Consider the following 22,233-nt stretch of genomic DNA (forward strand, 5'->3'; position numbering starts at 1 on the left):
CTCTTTTGCAATAATTATACATTATAACCCATTTAAGTTCCTCCTTAAAAAACAAATAAGGAGATGTTTCGATATGTCAGGTTGTGCCGGCGGTCATGGATATGGCGGCTTCTGCTAAATAGTATAAGAAAAATCTGACCTTAATTGGTCGGGATTTTTTTATTTAATCTAAGTATAATTAATATTTTTATAGAGCTATTCTGCCCCGTTAGTTCCGTAAAAAAAGGGTTGCCGCAGCAACCTCCCTTATTGAAGTAAAGCACCTGTTCATTCGAATATAGGACGCATAAAGCTTCTCTCATAACTTAAAATACATTTAGTCTCTTCTGCAAATTTATATGCTTCTTGACATTCTGCATCCAATGCCATTTTTACTCGGTACTCTTCATATGCTGCTAAACTTGGGAAAGTGAATAATGCAAAAGCAATATTATTAGCACCCTCATGTGGAAGGAAATAACCCTGATGTGTACCGCCTAATTTATTAACTAATCGAATCCACATCTTACCGTATTCCTCGAACTCATTTAATTTATATGGGTCAATAACATATTTCAAATAGCATGTAACCATTTTAATCCCCCTAAAAAATCTATTTTTTTCCATCACAACATATAATTCGACTAACCTGCCCCGTTAGTACAATTGGTTACTCCATGTACTTCCACCTCTTTATCCTACTAGTAATTCAATCAAACTCCACCCTCTTTCGAGGTGTAGCTTTTAAATAAAGTTTAATCAAAAATATCTCGCAAACCCACATTTTACGATAAATAAAAAGAATCTATTTTGAAAAAAGATTGATCAAAATAGATTCCTATCCAGAATATTCCAGTTTGATTTTTATAAAATATTTGCCGGTGAAGCACAGGCTTGTTTCAGAGATCAGCCCGGCCGGGAAAGTCATGGAGAGCTGGCACATTCAATTCGAGAAGGCAGAATAAAATATTTGCCGAATTAGCCATCAGCGCGCCTAATGGATCATCCATCCTGCAAGATCGGACGGACCGGCCGGCTTCTTATTGTTGGCGGAGCCGTCACGTGGACGAAGCATGCCGCCAACGAGACGAAGTCCCTGTTTCCTCGTCATGAATCGTCCGATCTGCGTACCTACATAATTCTGTGTACCTGGAACGACATACAGCTTCCCGTCCTTCAATGCCCGAAGCGCAACTTCCACGACTCGCTCCGGTGTGTCTTTCTTACCGACGGCGGCTTCTTCCGTGCCTACGATGTTGAAGAAGCCGGTGTCCGTCGCTCCGGGACAAAGCGTGAGAAATTGGACGCCACTGTTGCGGTTTTCCCACCACAAGGCTTGGGTAAACGACAAGACGAAGGCTTTCGTTGCTCCGTATACGGCCATATAGGGAAGGGGCTGAAATCCGGCGGTCGATGCGACATTGATAACGGCCCCGGAGTTTCTACACAACATATCCGGCAAGAACAAGTGCGTCATATCTACAACAGCCGCAACATTGAGCATGACTTCCTCATGCTGGCGCACGCCTGACACTTGTTCAAACAAACCGTGCGTGGCAAAGCCTGCGTTGTTAACCAGCAGTTCGATCTCTAAATTCAGAAGTTGACATTGCCGATATAACTCGCCTGGCGCGCCCTCTTTGCCAAGATCGGTAGGAATCACCTCGACCTTGACGCCGTGCTTCTTTCTAAGCTCCGATGCCAGGTTCTCCAGCTTGTTTTTCGATCGGGCTACGAGTACAAGGTCGCCACCCTCTTTGGCCAATTGTCGGGCGAATTGCTCTCCGATGCCGGATGAAGCTCCCGTGACAAGCGCCCAATTTCCTTTTATGTTCATTGTGCAACTCTCCTATCTACTTTTTTATAATTAGGAAACAGTGTTACTTTGTCCTTAAAAATAATTCCTGACTCTCATAAGAGTCAAGAATTGAGATGCGTTCCAGTAACACTGTTTCTATTTGAAATCATTGTAACTAAGCTTTTTAAGAAAGTCAACATCGTTTTTTGAATCGTTGGTTTTTGGCATCCCTCGCAACATTGACAACGGTCCGACAATTATATTAAAATTCCTGTTAAGAGCTGGAAACATTGTTTCTTATCAAAAATGTATTAATTGAGGGTGATAGCGATGACAGATCAAAATAATTCCTTCGATGCAAATACGCAAAAGTTGGAAACGTATCAGGAGGCTCGCTTGAAAAATATTGAAAATCTTCGAAAGCTCGTCGTCGATGCTGCGGCAACGATTTTGTACGATGAGGGCCCTGAAGCTGTGACGGTGCGTAAAGTTGCGCAGAAGATGAATTGCTCTACCAAAATCATATACAACCTGTTTGTCAATAAAGATGGACTGGCTCAGCAGCTTTATCTCGACGGCTGCAAGCTTCTCGCCAACGAATTCGAGGGAACGCCGCGCGCTGACGATCCGATGCAGCAGCTGTTTAATTTAGGCGAAACCTTCTGGCAATTCGGACAGCGTTACTCCGGTTATTACAAGCTGATGTTCGGAGGAGCCTTCGCGGATTTCAAACCAGACGAGGAGAGCATACACGGCACCGTAACAGCCATGCGGCAATTGTTGACGGTAATTGGTAATGCGCAAGAGCAGGGACTGATTACCGGTCCGTATGACACGGAAACCGTCGTCCGTATCTTCTGGGCGTCGCTCCACGGTGTTATCCATCTTTACATGTGCGGACATTTTGGTGATGTGCAGTCCGCACATGCCGTTTACGAGCAAACGTTGTCTTTGGTTGTCGGTTCGTTATTTTCGAGTTGAGGCTTCTAGAGAGGGAAAAAAGCACCTTAGGGTGTCTTTTCTTTATTTTTTTAAACGTCGCAAATTTATTTCAAAACGACACGAGGGTATTTTTTTAATACCAGCAACCTTGATAAATGAATAAATAGAAAGGGCATGTTTTGAAAAAGTTGAATCAAAACATGCCCTTATACTATTTAATTGGATTATTCTTTTATAAAAAAGTTTGAACATTTTTATGTTCCTTAATGAACTCCCTCAGTTTAATAGATAATGCTCACGAATACTCGCTTATTCGCAGGATTTCAAACCACATGGTATAGGTTGCTTTAGATGAACGAAAGAGATAGGACCGTTTTGATAAGATGAGGGCCGATTGAAATAGGAGACGCCCCATCTTAAAATTTTCCCTTCTTCACGTAGTTTTTCCATTCCTTCAATTGTTTCCTCTAAAGGAACACTTCCTCTCCAGTGGAGAAGATATAAGTCCAAGTGGTCTGTTCCGAGTCGTTTTAAGCTGTTTTCACATGCTTTTGAAATCATATCTAAACCTGCATGATGGGGATACACTTTTGAGACTAAAAAGACTTCATTTCTGCGTCCTTTAATGGGCTTCGCCAACTAAGCGTTCAGAATCGCCATTTCCGTACATTTCAGCAGTGTCAATAAGTGTCATGCCTAATTCTACGCCGAGCTGCAAGGCTTTTATTTCTTTGTCTCTCACTTGGGGATTTTCCCCCATGTACCATGTTCCTTGTCCTAAACTAGGTAAAGAAGTGCCGTCAGATAGGGATACCACGTGTTTGGCTAATGCATTTTTAATTTCCGCTCTTTTCTTTTCATCCATTAGGCTCGACCCTTTCTTTTATGTATTTGGGTATCATAGAAGTAGAATGTTAACGTCTCTTCGTATACTACGCATATATTTAGAATTTCCGTAACCAACAAAGCCATTCTTTATTGCATGATATGGCCATTTCTGCTTCCGTCTGTGCAACAAAAACAAAGAAAGTGAGGAAGGTCTGTAAGTGTCTGACACTTTGAGTCAACCTCACCACTTCTATTCTAAATCAATTTATCAATCGACTTTGATATCAATGGATTAGATCAGATGAGCTCCTCCATCGATAAGAACCGATGTGCCAGTTGTAAACCCATTTTTCGCTAGGTAAACGTAGGTTTCAGCTATATCTTTAGGTTGAGCAACACGTCCAACTGGTAATTGCTTAGCGATCCCATGGTACATAATTTGTCTTTCATCTTCTGGCATTCCGCCGTAAAGAGGAGTGTCAACGATACCAGGTGATACCACGTTTACTCTGATAGGTGCCAGGTCTACTGAAAGTCCTCGTACTAATCCATCGATTGCTGAATTAATGGAAGCTAGAGTCGTTGCACCTTGAGGAGGACGCACACCATATACACCAGAAGTTAATGTAATAGAACTTTCATTATTCAAGTATGGAAGAGCAGCACGAACCGAAATATACTGCCCCCAGAACTTACTATCAAAAGCCTCTCTTACTGTTGCAACAGGCAGTTCGCTAAAGTGACCCATTGCGCCTTCACCTGCAGTAACCACTAGGTGATCAAATTTTCCAACCTTCTTGAAAAAGCCAGCAACCTTTTCCTCGCTGCGAAAGTCGATTTCATAGCCCTCTACATTACCACTAAGCTTCACTTTTGCGTCAGATAATTTTGAAGCAGAACGGCTAGCAATAATGACTTGAGCGGATTCATCGATAAACGCCTTAGCAGCAGCTAAACCAATACCAGATGTACCTCCTAAAACAACCACTCTTTTTCCTTTTAATGACAACGAAATTCCTCCTTTATTCATACGTTTGTTTAACCAACTTGCGGATTCTGATTAAAGAATCCGCAAGTTAGATATATTTAAGTTTATACATCACCATTGTTATTTAGCTAAAAGTTTCAGTGATTCACGATTGAATGCTGGAATATCTTTTGGTTCTCGACTTGTTACAATATTTTTGCTGATAACAACTTCTTCGTCTTTATAATTTGCACCAGCATTTTTCAAATCGTTGCGAATGGATTTATAGCCAGTGATGTCGACACCTTTTAAAAGGTCTGTATCGATTAACACTTGTGGTCCATGACAAATGGCAAAAACGGGTTTTTCGTCTTGGATAAATGCTTTTGCGAATTCCCCAAAACGAATGTCTTCACGCAATAAATCGGGAGAGAATCCACCAGGGATAAGCAACGCATCAAAGTCTGCAGGATGAACTTCATCAATGGATTTATCAATTTTTACGGTTGTGCCTTTTTTACCAGTTACTTCGTTACCTGATTGTTTGTCAATCGTGATAACTTCATGACCAGCTTCTTTAAAGGCTTGTACTGGTTCAGTGTACTCCACATCTTCAAATAGGTTTGTTATAAGCGTAGCGATTTTTTTGCTCATGTTCATTAACCTCCTTAAAATCATAGAACAGAAGTAAAAATATTCATTTTCGTACCATGTTCTGATTATCTTCATTAGAAGTTGATTTTATCTCCGTTGTAAGCCGCAATATAGATTTTTTTCATATCCTCCACCGATACTTCTCGTGGATTGGACGGAGTACAAGGATCCTCAAAAGCTCCTGCGGCCATCTGGTTCAGGTGTTTTTCAAATTCTGCTTCTCCCACATGCTTCTCCCACATGCTTCTCCCACACCAAATTCCTTTACTGTTAATGGCATTTTTTCATCATCTCACCTGAAAATATGTATTATTCTTGATTCCTTACTATAAAACAGTTCAGCTAAAATCCTTTACAACACAGGAATATTATTTACCTTTTTCCAGAATGTACTCCTTTATTTCCTTTATGAACTGGATCATTGCAAATAAAAAGACCACAAGTCTTGACTTATTAAAAGTCTACTTGTGGTTTTTAATCCCCTCTTTTTAGAATGATTGCTATTTAATAGGTGCACTTTTATTGGCAGGAGTATCCATCACATTCTCCATATAGTTTTTACCCCATTCATACATGGAATCGAGTATTGGCATTAAGCTTTTTCCTTGTTCGGTCAATGAATATTCTACTTTTGGCGGAACAACAGGATAGACTTTTCGTTCAACAATGAGGTCTTCTTCTAGCTCGCGTAATTGGTTAACAAGCATTCGTTGGGTAATGCCCGGCATAAGAGCCTTCAGCTCACCAAATCGCTTCGTTCCCTCTTTTCCTAAATGCCACAAAATCAGCATTTTCCATTTACCGCCAATAACATAAAGCGTTAATTCTTTTTCACAGTTAAACATTTTTTCCTGCATACGTGACATTTGTTTCACCTCCACTTCTATATAGAATAACACATAGTATACTTTTTAACACTATGTAACAATAAAGTGCGTACTTTCACACTTTTAATATACACATTATACTAACACTGTACCATTGTTAACAAGAGCATTGGTTACGGTTGCCAGGAGAAATGAAAATGAACAATGGGCATTATTACTACTGTGCAACAAGCTTAAAAAATTATGAGGAGTGAAACATAGATGGAATTACAATTAGCATTAGATTTAGTCAACATTCCAGAAGCAATCGAATTGGTAAAAGAAGTAGAGGAGCATATTGATATCGTAGAAATCGGAACACCGGTTGTGATCAACGAAGGTCTCCATGCTGTAAAGGCAGTAAAAGAAGCATTCCCTAACTTAAAAGTATTAGCAGACCTGAAAATTATGGATGCTGCTGGATATGAAGTGATGAAAGCTTCCGAAGCAGGTGCTGATATCATCACTATTCTTGGAACGGCTGAAGATATGTCGATTAAAGGTGCTGTAGAAGAAGCGAAAAAACAGGGTAAAAAAATCCTTGTCGATATGATTGCGGTAAAAGACCTTGCTGGACGTGCTAAAGAAGTGGATACTATGGGCGTGGATTATATTTGTGTTCACACGGGCTACGATCTTCAAGCAGTCGGAAAAAATTCTTTTGAAGATCTACAAACCATCAAAAGTGTAGTTAAAAATGCTAAAACGGCCATCGCAGGCGGCATTAAATTAGAAACACTTCCAGAAGTCATAAAAGTAAATCCGGACCTTGTCATTGTAGGCGGCGGGATTACTGGACAAGCTGATAAAAAAGCTGCTGCTGCCAAAATGCAACAAATGATTAAAGAACAAACGGTTACAGCAGGTTAATCCTAAGATGCAGACGACTCAATATGTAGCAGAAATCTTAAAAGAGCTTAATCATTCAGCTGACTTAATCGCAGATGAAGAAGCTGAAAAACTCGTCAACGGGATACTTGAATCGAAAAAGGTTTTTGTCGCCGGTGCAGGCAGATCAGGATTCATGGCCAAATCCTTCGCCATGCGGATGATGCATATGGGAATTGATTCTTATGTAATCGGTGAAACTGTAACTCCCAACTTTGAAAAAGAGGATATCTTAATCATCGGATCCGGATCCGGGGAAACGAAAAGCTTAGTCTCCATGGCTGAAAAAGCAAAAAGCATTGGTGGTAAAATTGCAACTGTCACGATATTCCCTGATTCCACTATTGGACAGTTAGCAGATATCACCATTAAATTGCCTGGATCCCCGAAAGACCAATCAGAGGGCGATTATAAAACCATCCAACCAATGGGCTCACTATTTGAGCAGACCCTTTTACTTTTTTATGATGCCGTCATCTTGAGATTCATGGAGAAAAAGGGATTAGATACCAATAAGATGTATGGCAGACATGCCAATCTTGAATAAAACATAGTCCTAAGAATGTAATAACCAAAAGACCGCAGACATACTAAAGAAACTTTGCGGTCTTTTGGTTAGTCTTTAAAACATTATTTTGTTATTATTAACAATTATTCTAAAATTTTTTAAAAAGGAATGATAGCATGATTTCATTAAAAGGAAAAACTGCTTTAATTACTGGGGCAGGCAGAGGAATCGGGCGTGCTACTGCGATTGCTTTAGCAAAAGAAGGAGTTCATTTAGGATTGATTGGATTAACGATGTCAAATCTTGAAAAGGTAACCGCGGAACTAGAGCAATATGATGTGAACGTTTCAGCAGCAACAGCAGATGTAGCCGATCTTGAAGCAGTTCATCATGCTGTTGAACACATCAAATCAGACCTAGGTTCTATTGATATTTTAATCAACAATGCAGGTATAGCTAAATTTGGCGGTTTTCTTGATTTAACTCCTGAAGAATGGGAAAACATCATCCGAGTAAACTTGATGGGTGTATATAATGTAACAAGAGCCGTTTTACCTGATATGATTGAAAGAAAATCAGGAGATATTGTGAATATCTCCTCAACTGCGGGCCAAAAAGGAGCACCTGTTACAAGTGCTTACAGCGCTTCTAAATTTGCTGTTTTAGGACTAACGGAATCACTCATGCTAGAGGTAAGAAAGCATAATATCCGTGTAACGGCATTAACACCAAGTACAGTTGCAACTGATTTGGCCATTGAAACCAATCTTATTAGTGGAAATCCTGAAAATGTTATGCAATCAGAGGATTTAGCAGAGCTGCTTGTAGCCGGGTTAAAGCTTCATCCAAGAGTCCTAGTAAAGACTTCAGGATTATGGTCAACTAATCCTTAATTTGAGAAGCGATCGACTCTTCTTGTCTATATTGGATAAGAAGCAGGAACCTAGTTGTAAAGTGTACCCTTTGTAAAGGACATTTTTAAAAAAGGGATTAGGCAGCCTGAAGAAGATGATCTCTGTATTGTGGAGTGCCCCCTATCAAATAGACAGAAATAAAAAAGACTAATTAAGCAACCTGAGTTCTATATTGATATGGACTCAGGTTGTTTAATTTTTTCTGGAAGCGATGATGATGGTTATAGAATCGAATATACATACTTACAGCACCTCGAACCTCTTCAGAGGTACCGAAGGAGTTCATATAGAAACACTCCGATTTAAAGTGGCTGAAGAAATTCTCCATACAAGCGTTATCCCAGCAGTTTCCCTTTCTTGACATACTGGATTGCATTTTATATTTTTTCAAATAGGTTATTGTATTGGTGGGAAGTGTATTGGTACCCCTGGTCGCAATGCAGAAGAATTCCTTTAACATTCCGTTTTTTCTTTGCTTTTTTTATTGTTACTATTACAAGTTTTAAGTCGTTTCTCCGGCTGACTTGATAAGAAATGGTTTCATTGTTATAGAGGTCTTTTATGGCGGATAGGAAAAGTTTCTGTCTATTAAAAATCAAATATGTAATGTCAGTTACCCATTTCTCATTAGATCTGGATGCATGAAAATCCCTATTAAGAAGGTTTTTAGAAATGACATATGCTTCTTTCTTCCCGTAATAAGGTTTCCTTTTCCGAAAAGGGACTTTAACCCTAGCTCCCGCATAAGACGCTGGACACGCTTGTGGTTCAGGTTTAAACCGTAGGTTTAATCCAGCCATACATTTTCCTCTTCGATACCCATAGATTCCTTTGAGTTTATTGTAGCATCCTATAATTTTTTTCTTAATCTCTTCATCATCCAGTTGCTTTTCAGAAGGGGATATTTTACGTTTTAACCATTTGTAGTATCCGCTTCTTTAATGTAAGCGCTTTCTTTTATAATGATAATAGGTTGGGAGGCATGCGTGGCCGTCATAGTATTTGGCGTAGGTGGGGCCAATACCGGATACAGTACATAGAAGTAAACCCCTATTTTTATGAAACTGTTAAGCTTCTTACGAGGTAAAAATAGTACTTCATAAATCATGTTAAGTGCTTTGTCCCCTTTTTCACATACAACCCCCTAATTTGGTTAAATTCAGAGTGTTCCTTGGAAGCTTCCCTTAAAATCAATTATGTTGTTTTACAAAAAAAATCTTTCAATGTTTGCTAATTTTTTGTATTGTCGAATGAGGAGATGACTTATGGTAAAAGAAAAAAGTTCCCTTTACGATAAATTACCGTTAGGACTATTGGCTGGGTTTTATTTTGTAATAAATAAGAACATTGATAAAGGAATCTTGTCTGATGCCATGTATCATGAAATTAAATTAATGGAACAAGCAGCATTAAGAAGGGGGATCTCATTTGAATACCTACATGATATGGGTTCCCGGACAATTGAAGATGAGAAACTACTAAGAGAAACAACCATGCAACGCTAAATCGTAGAATAAGAAGTCCAATTTTTTCTAGTAATCTTCGGGGATGTAAGCGTTTTCCTATAATCATAACAATAGATTGGATGGCATGTGTGGCTGTCATAGTATCTGGCGTAGGCGGGGCCGATATCGGAAGAGGACTTAGAAAAAATTCCTTTTTTTGCTGAAAAAAATTACATAAACAATAAAAGTGAAAGATAAACCCATTGACTCCCAAGGGGTTTATTTTGGAAAACGCAAATTTACAACGTTAAGGAAATACCAATATTAAAAAGCCCAATTTCTCAGCATTAAATTGAGAAATTGGGCTTTTTTCCATACTGTAGATAATGCCTCGATTGTGGAAGATCGATAAATTTGAACAAAAAAGTGATATATTTCTACATCTTTGGGTGAATCATATCATTTCACAGAAACTTTACCTTGAACTTCAATTTTAACATCTGCTTTTTTCAATATATTTCCGACATCGCACCCTTTATCTGCTGCTTCTGTCGCTCTTTGTGCAGATTGAATTTGTTCTTCTGTCGCGCCAGCAGATAAAACGATGTGAGGATAATGGATAATTTTAAACTCATTATCAGATATACTTGCCTCAGAGTTCACTGTAAGTTCCGCCACAGGAAGTTTTCTGCTTTCAAGCACAAATGTTAGTGTTGCTGCATAACAAGTTGTTACAGAAGCAACGAGAACCTCTTTTGGATTTGCTCCGTTACCACTACCTCCTAATGATGTTGGAATAGCGATTTTTGTATCAAGATACTCCGCTTTAAGGGTTCCATTCCCTGTTACCCCACCATCCCAAATTGCATTCACATTTATTTTCATATCAGCCATAATTAACACTCCTTCAATATATTAATTGCATATATATCTTGCCTATTCACGTATGTTTTTACTCGATGGGTATCGCAAACACTTCGTTAAAAGACAAGAAGAACATTTATTACGTTTTAATTAGTACCTACCAGTCGGCAAAGGGGGATTATTTTTCCCCTTTGACGTGTAGAACGAAAAACACGCCTAGGCAATCGGTCAAGGGAGTAAGCACAAAAAGTTTTTGATGTTGCGCTAGCGCCCCTAATCAAAAAGTTTTTTGCCTCTTGATCGAATGAATGGCCGTCTTAGCTTCCTGCCGGAAAGGTTCGGGGGTCCTACCGGCTGGGAGGTTAGCCGGCCTGCGCTGTTTTACGATTTGGAAGGCAAAGGGAAAAAATAATAAAAAAAGCAGCCGCCCGGCTGCTATCCTTTTGATCTTTTATTCTTTTAATCCCTTAATCCTACGGTAGCCGGTCGTTTGGTATGGCTGCGGTAGCCGTAAAGAACAGGAACCTATGGAATGTAGGCGCAGCATGAGCGGTACAGTTCGTCGTTATCGAATCATTTAATGCCGAAGCGACACGTACAGATTGTCAGAAAGGGGTTCTTTCTTTCTGTACAGTCTGTAGTGCTAACCGCATGAAGTAGGTTCAATAAAAAAACGCCCATTTCCTAAAAAAGCCCCATTTATAAAAATTAGAAATGTTCAACAAACAAAATAATCTCATCGTTCAAGACGGGAATTTATGAAAATATTTATTCCATCCTTTTTCTCATATTCTGTATCTCTAAATTAATCTTTCGTATTTGCTTGTCAATTTCATCAATTTGAAGCTCAGTGGCTCCTTGTTTTCACAGCAAGTGCTGAAACTACACCGATGGACGACATGTTAGGGTCCTGTAGAATAGGAGCTGAAAGTGGTATAAATGCGGTAAGGAAACCGGCTGTAGAAGCAAACGCCGAGACGATTCCTCCAACATATGAAGCCATAATAAGAGCCGCAAGTACTGGTTCCCTACATTTGCAATCTGTTCAGTCATGTAATTCATCGTCCCGACTTTTTCCATAACGCCTACATATGTCATGATACCCGTTACCATGATCATTACAGACCATGACATTTGCTTCAGGATTTGATTTTGTTTAGACGGTGCCATCAACCCCAGAGCTAGACCAATCATCAATGCTCCAAAGCCCATGTTCATTTGGAAACAAGGGTCATAGTAATCAGAAGCCCGATACCGAAAAGGTCACAAGTTGATACCATATAGCTCCATGTTCTTCTTTATGATTAGTAATATTTTTCAAATCTCCTTCAATTGTGGTAGCAACTTCCAATCTGGCATTTGTAAAGTGTCTAAGTAAACGGATGCCACCGAAAGCTATAATCACGATGGAAATGTTCCTTAACGTATGTTTTCCGCATTTTGTTGGTAGGACCCCTTCTTCAGGTTTTTCAACTTCGGCAAAACCTAAAATATTATTTAAAAATTTTCTTGCAGTGTCCTCACTACCTTTAGGAGCAGCGAGCTGAATATGGTCAACTCTTTAACAAGTTGGTTAATCCAATCTAGAAACGAATGAAATCCTGCTTTCGTATTTTCAAAGAAACACGTTTTACCCAGTTCCAATCCTCTAAAATCCTGTGCTCTCGCGACATGATTGTGCTTGGCTATATTTACTCCGACAATTAGGGTTTCAGAAGTCATTTGAGTGGTTTTATGATTTTGGTTATTATTCATTGTAGACCTCCAAATAGATGTGTTTTGTCCTTTTTTAGCTGGCCAGCTTAGGAAACATTCATCTTATCAAGAGGTCTTTTTTCGTTCAAACCTCATTTTCAGTTATTACAGGAATGCTGACCCTTTAGTTGCATAAAGAAAAAGCTGCCTTAAAGACATTACACAATTTTTGATGAAAGATTAAAGGACACCTAATCTTTTCAGTCTTTTTTTTATAAAAAATGACCATACTGAGGATAAAAACATTAGAGGATGTTATAAAATGATTACACAGGAACAAGTGATGCAAGTTTTAAGTGGTGTGCAGGATCCAGAACTTCACAGAAGCCTTGTTGAGTTAAAAATGGTTAGAAACGTAAAAATAGAAGAATCAGATGTTAGTCTTGAGGTTGTATTAACCATTCAGGGCTGTCCCTTAAAAGCGAAGATTAAAGAAGATGTTCAAAATGCTCTTCGAGGCATTGGTGCTGAAAATGTGTATGTAAGCTTTGGGGCCATGAGTCCTGAAGAAAGAGCTTCATTAACTCAAGTATTGAAGAAGAATTCAACAACGGAAAGCGGGATGCCGTCGATGCTGCGCCATGATTCCGGGGTACGCTTTATCGCAATAACCAGCGGCAAAGGCGGCGTTGGGAAATCGACCGTTACCATCAACCTGGCTGCTGCCCTCGCCCGAATGGGGAAAAAGGTAGGAATTTTGGACGCGGATATTTATGGATTCAGCATCCCGTCCATGATGCAGATTAATGAAAAGCCGACTATGATCGGCAAAACTGCAATACCAGTTCTCAGTCATGATGTAAAGGTAATGAGCATGGGTTTTTTTTCAGAGGATAATAACCCGGTTATGTGGCGGGGGCCGATGCTGAATAAATGGATTCAAAACTTCCTTGCCAATACCCATTGGGGCGAACTGGATTATCTGCTTCTCGACCTGCCTCCAGGTACAGGAGATGTGGCAATTGATGTGGCTGCCATGATTCCGCAGGCAAAGGAAGTGATCGTGACTACTCCTCATAATGTAGCGTCGCATGTTGCCTCAAGAGCTGGGGTCATGGCGCGTCATACGAAACATGACATATTAGGCGTAATTGAAAATATGGCCTACTTTGAAGAAAGCGATGGAACACGGAATTACCTTTTTGGAAGAGGCGGCGGAGAACGCCTGGCTGAACGGCTTCAAACAGATGTAATCGCACAAGTCCCCTTTGCGAGTCCTGTACAAGCAGCAGGTTCTTCTGTATATGACGAAGACTCACTGGTAGGAGAGCTATTCCGATCCCTGGCAGAAGATGTGTTATATAAGGATGCTCAATAAAATGGAAGGCGATATAGATTTTTATATCGCTTTTTTTATGAAGGTTCTGGTTTCTTAGGGTATGGAACGTAACGTTAAACCCGGTAAGACTAAAGTATAACTCTAAATGAATTTTTTAGTGGCCATACGGCAATTTTAGTGACTAAAACTTCTTTATATCGCAATCTGAGCTGGTTTATGCTGACTGAGTCACAGCTTCAAGTACTCTCGCTCATATGTGGACTGCTATTTGGATTAACTCACAGCTTTATACAGCCAAACTGGCAGCTGCTCTTACCGCCTTGCCATAAAAAAAGGGAATTCCACAATCGGATTCCCTTTTCTCACGTCTTCTTTTAGTTGTCAAAATAGTTGAAAGCTCTGTCGTTCTGACAGTTTTCACAGACATGAAGAATTCTGGTTCTTTCTGATTCAGTTTCTTCTGTTTCCATTTCCTGCTCACTGCCGCATAATTCACAAATCTGCATAATCTTCCTCCTCTTAATGAGGTGAATTTTGGTTTTCCGTTTTTATATCGTAGCCTGAGTCTCTGATGGCCTGTTGAAAATCCTGGAATGAAGCGGCATTTTTATCATAGCCAATTCTTGCTTCTCCGCTTTCTTTATTTACATCTGCCCGGAGAATGCCCCATACACCGTTTAATGACCGAATGATTTCGTCGGAATCTTTTTCCGATAGCGGTCCATGAATCTTGATAAAACCTTGTTCTTCCATTACCCTTGTCCTCCTTCGGGATGAAGTTGCTGTGAAGGATGCTGTGTAAATGATTCACCCATGCCATGCAGGAATTCAACCATGGTTGTCATCGCCGCTTTGATTTCTGGATCTCTCAAGCTTTTACCTAATTTCCATAAGCTGTGTTTTTCATGGTTTTTGATGCTTTCGCCCATATTGTCAAGGCCTTTTGTAACACCGCCCAGCATAGATTGTAGCTGGTCAGGCTTTAAGGTGCCCATGAAATTGAAAAGGTAAATGGCATTTTTGATGGTGTTATGCATACCAGGCTGGTTAACTTGCTGCATGGCTATAACGCCGACGTCTGTACGATTTTCCAAAATGGCATGAAGCGCATCGAGAATCCCAATTTCCTGTAGATTCTTTAATATGGCAAGTGCAGAAAGAATCCCTTCTTTGTTATCAGCAAGAGCTTTTAATATTTCCCCGATTGACTGAGCTTGTTCTTCCATCGCATTTGGAACCTGTTTATTAATTTGCCTGATTGCTTTCGCCATATGCTTCCCCTCCATTTCCAAATAACTCTTCTATCGCTTGAAAATCGTCACGCTGCCACTTTTCCTCAACCCGAACGCTGATCTGCGGATTCCTGTTACCGAACCGGTGGTTATGCTTAGGCAATGGCGGTTCACCTGTTGCTTCTAAAATCTCCATTTTAACACCGATTTCCTTATATGCAGGAGTATGTGTAACTAGATCATGATAGCTACTTGTCAGGTAATTGACAGCTTCATCGTCCTCAAAGCTGTTCATCGTGAGATAAATTTCCTTGCCTTTAACCCGGTCCGTAACAAGCGTCCTTACTTTAACCTGTCCATATGGTGAACTTAATCTAACTAATGTACCGTCACTGAGATTGCGTTCCTCCGCCAATTCGTGCGATACCTCCAGCCATGTGCCAGGTACCTTATGGATAAGTCCTTCTGTCCGGTACGTCATATTCCCTTCATGGAAGTGCTCAAGCAAACGTCCATTGTTTAAATGGAGATCATATTCTTCTCCTGCCATATATGGAGGAGTCCAGTCAACAGCGAACAGCCTTGCCTTTCCATCCGCAAAGGCAAATTTGTCTTCATATAATAGAGGTGTATCCGTTCCATCTTTGTGAACCGGCCAAACTTGACTGTTAAAGCCTTCAAGCCGGTCATAGCTCACACCTGCAAATAGGACAGCAAGACTGGCTGCTTCATCCATAATTTCACTTGGGTGCGAATAATTCCAGTTGGCACCCATACGGTTCGCTACTTCCTGGAAGATCTGCCAGTCCGGTTTCGAATCGCCCAGCGGATCAAACACCTTATAGAACCTTTGAATGCGCCTTTCCGTATTTACAAATGTCCCATCTTTTTCAAGTGAAGGTGATGCCGGTAAAACAACATCGGCAAATTGTGCCGTTTTCGAGAAGAAAATATCCTGTACGACAAAGAAGTCTAATTTTTCAAATGCACTCTGAACATGGTTCGAGTTTGCATCCACAAGCCCCATTTCTTCTCCAAATAGATAAAGGGATTTTAATTTTCCTTTGTGGATTGCCTCTACCATGTGGTGGTTGTCCATTCCAGGATCTTTTGGAATTTCAACGCCCCATGCTTTTTCATACTTTTCTCTAACCTCGGCATTTCCGACTGGCTCATAACCAGGAAACCACGATGGCATTGTACCGAAATCACAGGCTCCCTGTACGTTATTGTGGCCTCTTAAGGGATAGGCACCTGTACCTGGACGGCCATAATTTCCCGTAATCAGCAATAAATTTGAAATGGCAGTGCTTGCGTCTGTTGCGCCGGAATGCTGGGTAATCCCCATAGCCCAAAGGATACAAACTGAATTAGCTTCATGAATCATTGTAGCTGCTTTGATTAATTCCTCCTGCGAAAGTCCGGTCATCTCTTCTGCGTAGCTTATGGTGAATTTATCCAGTGTTTTAATATATCCTTCTACGCCTGATACACGATTCGCCAGAAATTCTTTATCATGCCAACCTTGATCGATAATGTACTTCGTTACGGCAGAAATCCAGATTAAATCAGAACTCGGCTTAGGATGCAAGAGGAAATCCGCACGTTGTGCTAGCTCATGCTCTCTAATATCAGCTACTAATAATTTTTGTCCAAATAGCTTATGAGCCCGTTTTACACGTGTAGCGAGGACAGGATGAGATTCCGCTGGATTTGCACCAATTACAATAACCAAGTCTGTAGTTTCAATATCCTGGATAGTTCCAGAATCCCCCCCCAATCCTACTGTCCTTAAGAGTCCTGCAGTAGCCGGAGATTGGCAGTATCTAGAGCAGTTGTCGATATTGTTTGTTCCGATAACCGCACGCGCAAATTTTTGCGCCACGAAGTTTTCTTCATTGGAGCACTTGGAAGAAGCTATCACCCCAATGGATTCCGGGCCATACTCTTCCTTTATTTCCGTAAGCTTACTTGAAATCAGATCTAACGCTTCATCCCAGGTCGCTTCTTCAAACTCTCCGTTTTTACGAATCAAAGGCTTGGTTAAGCGCTGGTCACTGTTAACAAAATCCCAGCCCCATTTTCCTTTTACACAGGTGGAAATGCCGTTAACGGGAGCTTCATGGGTAGGCTGAATTTTTAAAATCTGCCTGTCCTTTGTCCATACTTCAAAGCTGCAGCCTACACCGCAGTATGTACAAACCGTCTTAGTCCTCTTAATCCGTGCTTTCCTCATGGCAGCTTCCACTTCTGATATCGCAAAAATTTCTTTATATCCAGGCTCCACTTCTTTAATTAAATCAACCATAGGCTCTAAAATTGGAGCCGGCAGGTTTGTTAAGAATCCTGCTTCACCGAGCATGGATGTCTCCATTAAAGCATTACATGGACACACGTTCACACAGTGTCCACAGGATACACAAGAAGACTCATCAATTGGAACATCATTATCCCAGATAACCCTTGGTCTTTCTCTTCCCCAGTCAATAGTTAAGGTTTCATTGACCTGTAAATCCTGACAGGCCTCAACACACCGGCCGCACAAAATACACTGATCCGGTTCATACCTATAGAAAGGATGGGAATTATCCGGAGGGTAGGGTTTTTCTCTAAATTCATATTTCTGATGCTCAATCTCTAAGTATTCGGCAGTATTATGGACGGTACAATTGCCGTTATTATTATCACAAACAGTACAATACAGTTCATGATTTTCTAGGATCCGTGACATCGCTTCATACTGGGCATCCTTAACAGACTTTGACATTGTATCAACCGTCAAACCTGGAACAGCCTTTGTCGAGCAAGCACGGACCAATTCCCCATCCACCTGCACAAAACATGTATCACAGGTTTGGATCGTCCCCAGATCGGGATGATAACAAATGCTTGGAATGTACAATTCATGACTTTGGGCGACTTGCAATATCGTTTGACCTGGCTGTGCTGTTAATTCCTTTTCGTCGATTCGGATGGAAAAAGAATGGTCAGACATGTGATTCCCTCCTATCTTGCTGCCGTTAAGCTGAATTATTTTATTAATTAAGCCATACACCAGCAAATGCTGTTGATTCATCCTAGTATTCCCAAAAAGGATATGAATAAAATAAAATAAAATATATTTTTACAGCCCTTAAAAATTATTCTAAAACCTCAGTGTATTAATCCTTTCTTTTTTGGCAAGTTTATAGGAGATGATTTGTTGATAGCGAATCGAGTCTACATATATAAAGAAATTTAACTGAAGGCAGGCGAACCGAAGCTATGGAAAAAGAAATTCTTTTGCAGCTAGTTCAATCAATGATCATGTCCTCATCAAAGAAACCAAAATACATGAGCATCTCTACGGTGAAAGTTGCAGACCTCCTAGAAACCTCCATCTCCCATATCGAAAAAGGATTGCAGGAACTTGTACAAGAAGGGCGCCTCCGACAATCAAAACTGGAACAGCCGCCGCACAACACCATTTACATGCTGCCATAATAGGGGACCGTCCCCACTTCACGAATTATTTCGAAGAGTAAAAATATTTTTCTCCCTTTCTTGACGTTTAAAAGAGCCCATCTTGGTGGGGTCTTTCTGATGTATCTTTAACAATTACCGGCTTACCTTGAGCTAGTCCGTTATCTTTCCAGTAGTCTGCCAGAAAAATCACCTTCCTCGCAATACCACGCCAGACGGTAGACGAAGCCGATATTGTTCGATTTATAGCAAAGCGGTGATTCTCTTTCCCTCATAATCCACTTTGACAATTCCGTTGTTAACGCAAAAAAAGAGCACCCTCCCCTCAACGTTTGTCTTGCATTAATTCCTTAACCTAAAACAATCTACAAATTAAAGTTAATGAGGATTTTGAAAGGGTTAAGAATTAGCAAAGAGTTTGAAGAGTTTGTAAAAAATTATAATGATACTCTTAATTATTTGATGAAAGATGAATATACATTAATAACCCTTTTGGAAGTAGAAAAAAATATTTATCTGAACGCCAAAAAGCTTTAGACGAGGTCCTAAAAAAGTTTAAGAAATAAGTGGGAATGTAAAAAGAATGTCGTATGACAGTTATTTGGAATATTTATTCAGAACAGAGATCAATATCTTCAGATACTATTTTTAAAATTTTTCGAGTCCACACGAACCAACTATTCATTAAAGGATTTTTAGTCAAAAAAGTATGAAAGACTGAAAAAACAGGTGTGCCGGAAATACATATAGTGAATAAGCCATACTATGGTGCCACTTTTTATAATCTGGTTTTTTTTCTAATACTTGGGGCTGGGAGTGATTAAATGAACCATCATATAAAAGATTCATTGGACAGACCACTAAGGGATTTAAGGATTTCCGTCATAGATCGGTGTAACTTTCGCTGTCAGTATTGCATGCCTGCTGAAATTTTTCATGATAATTTTCAATTTTTGCCTAAAAGTGAGCTCTTGTCATTTAAGGAAATCGTAAGGCTTTCTAAAATATTTGCAAGCTTGGGAGTTATAAAACTAAGATTGACAGGCGGGGAACCTTTATTGCGGAAAGACCTTACAACTCTTATTTCAAAGCTCGTCAAAATTGAAGGTATAGAAGATATCGGTTTGACTACAAATGGTGTTTTTCTGAAAAAACAAGCCGGGAATTTGAAATCAGCGGGATTAAAGAGGGTGAATATCAGTTTAGATAGCCTGGATGATGAACTTTTTAAGCAGATGAACGGCAGGGGTATCGGGATAAAGCCTGTCATAGAAGGAATAGCTGCTGCCAAAGAAGCAGGCCTTGGAGTTAAAGTGAATATGGTAGTGAAAAAAGAAACCAATCAATCCCAAATCCTTCCGATGGCACGGTTTTGTAAAGAAGAGGGCATTCAATTACGCTATATAGAATTCATGGACGTCGGACATACAAATGGCTGGCAGATGAAGAATGTACTTACAAAAAAAGAGTTACTCGAGATTCTCCAAGCAAAATTCGATCTTGAACCAGTTGAAGAAGATTATTTTGGAGAAGTGGCAAAACGCTTCCGGTATAAGGGAACTACAACCGAAGTGGGGTTTATAACATCCATGTCTGAGTCTTTTTGTTCCAGTTGCACTCGTGCTCGTCTTTCTGCTAACGGAAGTTTATATACTTGTCTGTTTAATGGAAAGGGGCATGACTTAAAGTCATTGCTCCGTTCCAAGATGTCAGATGAAGAATTGACTTGCTTCATTATTTCACTTTGGAACCGGAGGGAGGACCGCTATTCGGATGAGCGGTCAGCGGGAACAGTGAAAAAACAGGAAAAAATCGAAATGTCATTCATAGGCGGGTGACAAACAGTAAGTTCTCCGAAATCATAAAGGGATGGCAACGTTACCATCCCTAATTCAAAAATTAGAATATAGAGGGCTTATTTGTTTTCATACAATCGAGTAGGAGGTGGGCTTAGCCTCCGACCTCTCACACCACCGTACGTACCGTTCGGTATACGGCGGTTCAGTTTAAGTCTGACGTAGTTTTGTATATCGTTCATATAGATTGACTAACCCTTGGTGGTGCCAATAAACATTATTAAGGGTTTTGTCTAGAACAGGACTATGCGCTATGCGCCAAAAACCCTTTCTGCTATTTCCCCATTCATATGCTTTTCCAAATGGGACGCCTAATCCTTTGAGTTTCCTCACTCTCGTTCTTGGCACTTTCCATTGTTTCCATAGGCACATCCTGAGTCTTCTTCGAATCCATGAATCTAAATTCTGCAATACGTTCGGAGTATCAATGAGGGCGAAATACCCCATCCAACCTCTAAGGTATTGCTTTAACTTATTTATTCGGAGTTTCATGGGTATCAGTAATTTTCTCGAGGTCATTTCCCTGATTCGTTTCTTTACTCTCTTCACCGTTTGTTTAGCCAGTAGAACCTTCGGGTTCTTCTTTGACTTCGTGAAACTAAAACCGAGAAACGTTCTGTTCCAAGGGCGATCATACTTCGACTTCTCGTAGTTGACCTTTAGCTTCAGTTTATTTTCAATGAAGCTTGAGATATTTCCCATTGTACGTTTGGCGGCTTTTCGAGTTTTCACAAATATATAACAGTCATCCGCATACCTTACGAATCGAAGATTGCGTTTCTCTAGTTCTTTATCTAAATCGTCTAACATGATATTAGATAATAAAGGACTTAACGGACCTCCTTGCGGAGTTCCCTCCTCACTTTTATGAAAAAGTCCGCCTATCATAATGCCTGCTTGAAGGAATTTACGAATCAGTTTGAGAACTCGTTTATCTTCAATTTTCCGCTCTAACATTCCCATGAGCTTGTCATGATTCACTTTATCGAAGAACTTCTCCAAGTCCATATCCACTACCCATGTATAACCTTCGGTTATATAGGACTTTGCCTTTCGAACCGCCTGGTGCCCTTGTTTGTTAGGGCGAAATCCATAGCTATTCTCCGAAAAGGTTGAGTCATATATCTTGGTCAATATTTGGGCAATGGCTTGTTGAATGAAACGGTCTAGAACGGTTGGAATACCCAATAGCCGAACTCCGCCGTTTGGTTTCGGATTTCGATACGACGTACGGGCTGCGGTTGATAGGTACCCTTTAAAAGGGCAGTTTTCATGTTGTACCATTCGGTTGCGAGGTGCGGTCTCAGGTTTTGAACCGGCATTCCATCTACACCATGGCTTCCCTTATTTCTTTCTACACGCTTCAATGCCTGTATTAAGTTTTCCCTCTCTAGTATCTGTTCCATTAACATCGTTGATATCCTTTCCCTGCGTGGACGAGATGGTCTATTTGTGCCTTTATCTGCTCCGCCCTTTTGAAGTTCCCCGTGTATTCACCACTTCTTCCTTCAAATAAGTTCCGTTAGGAATTGTTTGCTTCTTCGCAAAATAACGAACGCCTAGTATCCGTCCTCCTCAATCTGTTCGGACCTTCCTTATCTTCTCGAGTAGACAAGTACTATGACCTCTGCTGACTTCTGATGATTCAGCTGTCCATCACTGGACAGGTTACCAAGTGTACTTGGCTGTCACCAGACCTCCCCGGGTAAGAGTGCAATCTTTCCCTCCATCTATCTGCTTCATTTACTCTGTACCACCTTCGGCAGTAAGGACTTTGTTTTGTTTCGCAAACTCATCCAATGATACCTAGCCTTATATGAAGTTCGTGTTCCTCAGACCGGAGGTTTGCCGCTTGCTTCCTTCAGATTCAACGTCACCATGGACACCCTTGCATTAAGCTAACCATTACTACTGCCTTCATGGTTCGGGACTCACACCCTATAGATTGCACCCATGCCGGGCGCACGAAAAAGCTGCCTTAAAGACAGCTCCTATC

The 22,233-nt window shown here is 40.4% G+C and carries 22 protein-coding genes and 5 pseudogenes; 8 read left to right on the plus strand and 19 right to left on the minus strand.

Annotation, left to right across the window (positions count from 1 at the left end; translation table 11 throughout):
• Positions 1-267 precede the first annotated feature (267 nt).
• On the minus strand, positions 268-573 hold the full coding sequence (locus tag AC3ISB_RS13965) for an NIPSNAP family protein (RefSeq protein WP_141993620.1): 306 nt from the start codon (positions 571-573) through the stop codon (positions 268-270).
• A gap of 400 nt (positions 574-973) precedes the next feature.
• The gene (locus AC3ISB_RS13970) at positions 974-1,816 is read right to left on the minus strand and encodes an SDR family NAD(P)-dependent oxidoreductase (RefSeq protein WP_489273560.1); all 843 of its coding nucleotides are present in this window, start codon (positions 1,814-1,816) and stop codon (positions 974-976) included.
• 291 nt (positions 1,817-2,107) lie between these two features.
• On the opposite strand from AC3ISB_RS13970, the gene AC3ISB_RS13975 reads away from it, so the two are divergent.
• A complete protein-coding gene (locus AC3ISB_RS13975) occupies positions 2,108-2,758 on the plus strand; it encodes a TetR/AcrR family transcriptional regulator (protein ID WP_230302911.1) in 651 nt (216 codons plus the stop codon).
• 354 nt (positions 2,759-3,112) lie between these two features.
• Here the strand turns inward: AC3ISB_RS13975 and AC3ISB_RS13980 are convergent.
• The 5 genes and pseudogenes from AC3ISB_RS13980 to AC3ISB_RS14000 all read right to left on the minus strand — a co-directional run.
• Positions 3,113-3,584, minus strand: a pseudogene (locus AC3ISB_RS13980) (aldo/keto reductase); the annotation flags it as partial.
• Between the two features lie 255 nt (positions 3,585-3,839).
• Positions 3,840-4,556, minus strand: coding sequence for an SDR family oxidoreductase (locus tag AC3ISB_RS13985; RefSeq protein ID WP_377373676.1), 717 nt, complete (start codon positions 4,554-4,556; stop codon positions 3,840-3,842).
• A 99-nt stretch (positions 4,557-4,655) separates the two neighbouring features.
• Positions 4,656-5,168: a cysteine protease YraA gene (gene yraA, locus AC3ISB_RS13990; RefSeq protein WP_489273561.1), complete on the minus strand. Its 513-nt coding sequence runs from the start codon at positions 5,166-5,168 to the stop codon at positions 4,656-4,658.
• A 74-nt stretch (positions 5,169-5,242) separates the two neighbouring features.
• On the minus strand, positions 5,243-5,395 hold the full coding sequence (locus tag AC3ISB_RS13995) for a hypothetical protein (protein WP_489273562.1): 153 nt from the start codon (positions 5,393-5,395) through the stop codon (positions 5,243-5,245).
• A 273-nt stretch (positions 5,396-5,668) separates the two neighbouring features.
• On the minus strand, positions 5,669-6,034 hold the full coding sequence (locus tag AC3ISB_RS14000) for a winged helix-turn-helix transcriptional regulator (RefSeq protein WP_063593816.1): 366 nt from the start codon (positions 6,032-6,034) through the stop codon (positions 5,669-5,671).
• Between the two features lie 222 nt (positions 6,035-6,256).
• Here AC3ISB_RS14000 and hxlA point away from each other — a divergent pair, with 222 nt between their 5' ends.
• The 3 genes from hxlA (at position 6,257) to AC3ISB_RS14015 (ending at position 8,323) form a co-directional block, all read left to right on the plus strand.
• Positions 6,257-6,904, plus strand: a complete 648-nt coding sequence (gene hxlA / locus AC3ISB_RS14005; protein WP_048686234.1) for a 3-hexulose-6-phosphate synthase — start codon at positions 6,257-6,259, stop codon at positions 6,902-6,904.
• 7 nt (positions 6,905-6,911) lie between these two features.
• Entirely contained in the window at positions 6,912-7,469 is a 558-nt protein-coding gene (gene hxlB / locus AC3ISB_RS14010; RefSeq protein ID WP_056519727.1) for a 6-phospho-3-hexuloisomerase, read from the plus strand.
• 137 nt (positions 7,470-7,606) lie between these two features.
• The gene (locus AC3ISB_RS14015) at positions 7,607-8,323 is read left to right on the plus strand and encodes a 3-ketoacyl-ACP reductase (protein ID WP_387594928.1); all 717 of its coding nucleotides are present in this window, start codon (positions 7,607-7,609) and stop codon (positions 8,321-8,323) included.
• Between the two features lie 172 nt (positions 8,324-8,495).
• On the opposite strand, the gene AC3ISB_RS14020 is transcribed toward AC3ISB_RS14015, so the two are convergent.
• The 3 genes and pseudogenes from AC3ISB_RS14020 to AC3ISB_RS14030 all read right to left on the minus strand — a co-directional run.
• Positions 8,496-8,804, minus strand: coding sequence for an IS3 family transposase (locus AC3ISB_RS14020; protein WP_353051630.1), 309 nt, complete (start codon positions 8,802-8,804; stop codon positions 8,496-8,498).
• Positions 8,722-9,018 (minus strand): DDE-type integrase/transposase/recombinase, encoded by a 297-nt coding sequence (locus tag AC3ISB_RS14025; protein ID WP_489276936.1) that lies wholly within the window; start codon positions 9,016-9,018, stop codon positions 8,722-8,724. The genes AC3ISB_RS14020 and AC3ISB_RS14025 overlap by 83 nt, the downstream gene beginning before the upstream one ends.
• Positions 8,958-9,122 (minus strand): annotated as a pseudogene (locus AC3ISB_RS14030) (hypothetical protein); the annotation flags it as partial. The gene AC3ISB_RS14025 and the pseudogene AC3ISB_RS14030, both read right to left, overlap by 61 nt.
• 487 nt (positions 9,123-9,609) lie before the next feature.
• On the opposite strand from AC3ISB_RS14030, the gene AC3ISB_RS14035 reads away from it, so the two are divergent.
• Positions 9,610-9,849, plus strand: a complete 240-nt coding sequence (locus AC3ISB_RS14035) for a hypothetical protein (protein WP_387513078.1) — start codon at positions 9,610-9,612, stop codon at positions 9,847-9,849.
• Between the two features lie 399 nt (positions 9,850-10,248).
• Here the strand turns inward: AC3ISB_RS14035 and AC3ISB_RS14040 are convergent, their stop codons facing one another.
• The 4 genes and pseudogenes from AC3ISB_RS14040 to AC3ISB_RS14055 form a co-directional block, all read right to left on the minus strand.
• Entirely contained in the window at positions 10,249-10,683 is a 435-nt protein-coding gene (locus AC3ISB_RS14040) for an OsmC family protein (protein WP_063593813.1), read from the minus strand.
• A gap of 852 nt (positions 10,684-11,535) precedes the next feature.
• Positions 11,536-11,871: a hypothetical protein gene (locus AC3ISB_RS14045; RefSeq protein ID WP_489273563.1), complete on the minus strand. Its 336-nt coding sequence runs from the start codon at positions 11,869-11,871 to the stop codon at positions 11,536-11,538.
• Between the two features lie 238 nt (positions 11,872-12,109).
• Positions 12,110-12,202 (minus strand): annotated as a pseudogene (locus AC3ISB_RS14050) (VOC family protein); the annotation flags it as partial.
• An 8-nt stretch (positions 12,203-12,210) separates the two neighbouring features.
• Positions 12,211-12,408: pseudogene (locus AC3ISB_RS14055) on the minus strand (IS110 family transposase); the annotation flags it as partial.
• Positions 12,409-12,670: 262 nt separating this feature from the next.
• Between AC3ISB_RS14055 and AC3ISB_RS14060 the strand changes: the two are divergent.
• Positions 12,671-13,726, plus strand: a complete 1,056-nt coding sequence (locus tag AC3ISB_RS14060; RefSeq protein WP_377373687.1) for a P-loop NTPase — start codon at positions 12,671-12,673, stop codon at positions 13,724-13,726.
• A 247-nt stretch (positions 13,727-13,973) separates the two neighbouring features.
• On the opposite strand, the gene AC3ISB_RS14065 is transcribed toward AC3ISB_RS14060, so the two are convergent.
• Genes AC3ISB_RS14065 through fdhF form a run of 4 tightly spaced genes read right to left on the minus strand, consistent with a single transcriptional unit; the run spans position 13,974 to position 17,914 of the window.
• On the minus strand, positions 13,974-14,183 hold the full coding sequence (locus tag AC3ISB_RS14065; protein WP_048683083.1) for a hypothetical protein: 210 nt from the start codon (positions 14,181-14,183) through the stop codon (positions 13,974-13,976).
• 23 nt (positions 14,184-14,206) lie between these two features.
• A complete protein-coding gene (locus AC3ISB_RS14070) occupies positions 14,207-14,440 on the minus strand; it encodes a heavy-metal-associated domain-containing protein (protein ID WP_489273564.1) in 234 nt (77 codons plus the stop codon).
• Positions 14,440-14,958, minus strand: coding sequence for a helical membrane plugin domain-containing protein (locus AC3ISB_RS14075; protein WP_489273565.1), 519 nt, complete (start codon positions 14,956-14,958; stop codon positions 14,440-14,442). The genes AC3ISB_RS14070 and AC3ISB_RS14075 overlap by 1 nt, the downstream gene beginning before the upstream one ends.
• A complete protein-coding gene (fdhF, locus tag AC3ISB_RS14080) occupies positions 14,933-17,914 on the minus strand; it encodes a formate dehydrogenase subunit alpha (protein WP_489273566.1) in 2,982 nt (993 codons plus the stop codon). Before fdhF ends, AC3ISB_RS14075 begins: the two co-directional genes overlap by 26 nt.
• A gap of 269 nt (positions 17,915-18,183) precedes the next feature.
• On the opposite strand from fdhF, the gene AC3ISB_RS14085 reads away from it, so the two are divergent.
• Together AC3ISB_RS14085 and moaA are read left to right on the plus strand one after the other, a co-directional pair.
• A complete protein-coding gene (locus AC3ISB_RS14085) occupies positions 18,184-18,402 on the plus strand; it encodes a hypothetical protein (RefSeq protein ID WP_048683094.1) in 219 nt (72 codons plus the stop codon).
• 803 nt (positions 18,403-19,205) lie between these two features.
• On the plus strand, positions 19,206-20,219 hold the full coding sequence (moaA, locus tag AC3ISB_RS14090) for a GTP 3',8-cyclase MoaA (RefSeq protein WP_057219154.1): 1,014 nt from the start codon (positions 19,206-19,208) through the stop codon (positions 20,217-20,219).
• A gap of 168 nt (positions 20,220-20,387) precedes the next feature.
• Here the strand turns inward: moaA and ltrA are convergent.
• Positions 20,388-21,649, minus strand: a pseudogene (ltrA, locus tag AC3ISB_RS14095) (group II intron reverse transcriptase/maturase).
• Between the last annotated feature and the right edge of the window lie 584 nt (positions 21,650-22,233).

It is taken from the genome of Peribacillus sp. GL_122 (genome assembly GCF_057835005.1).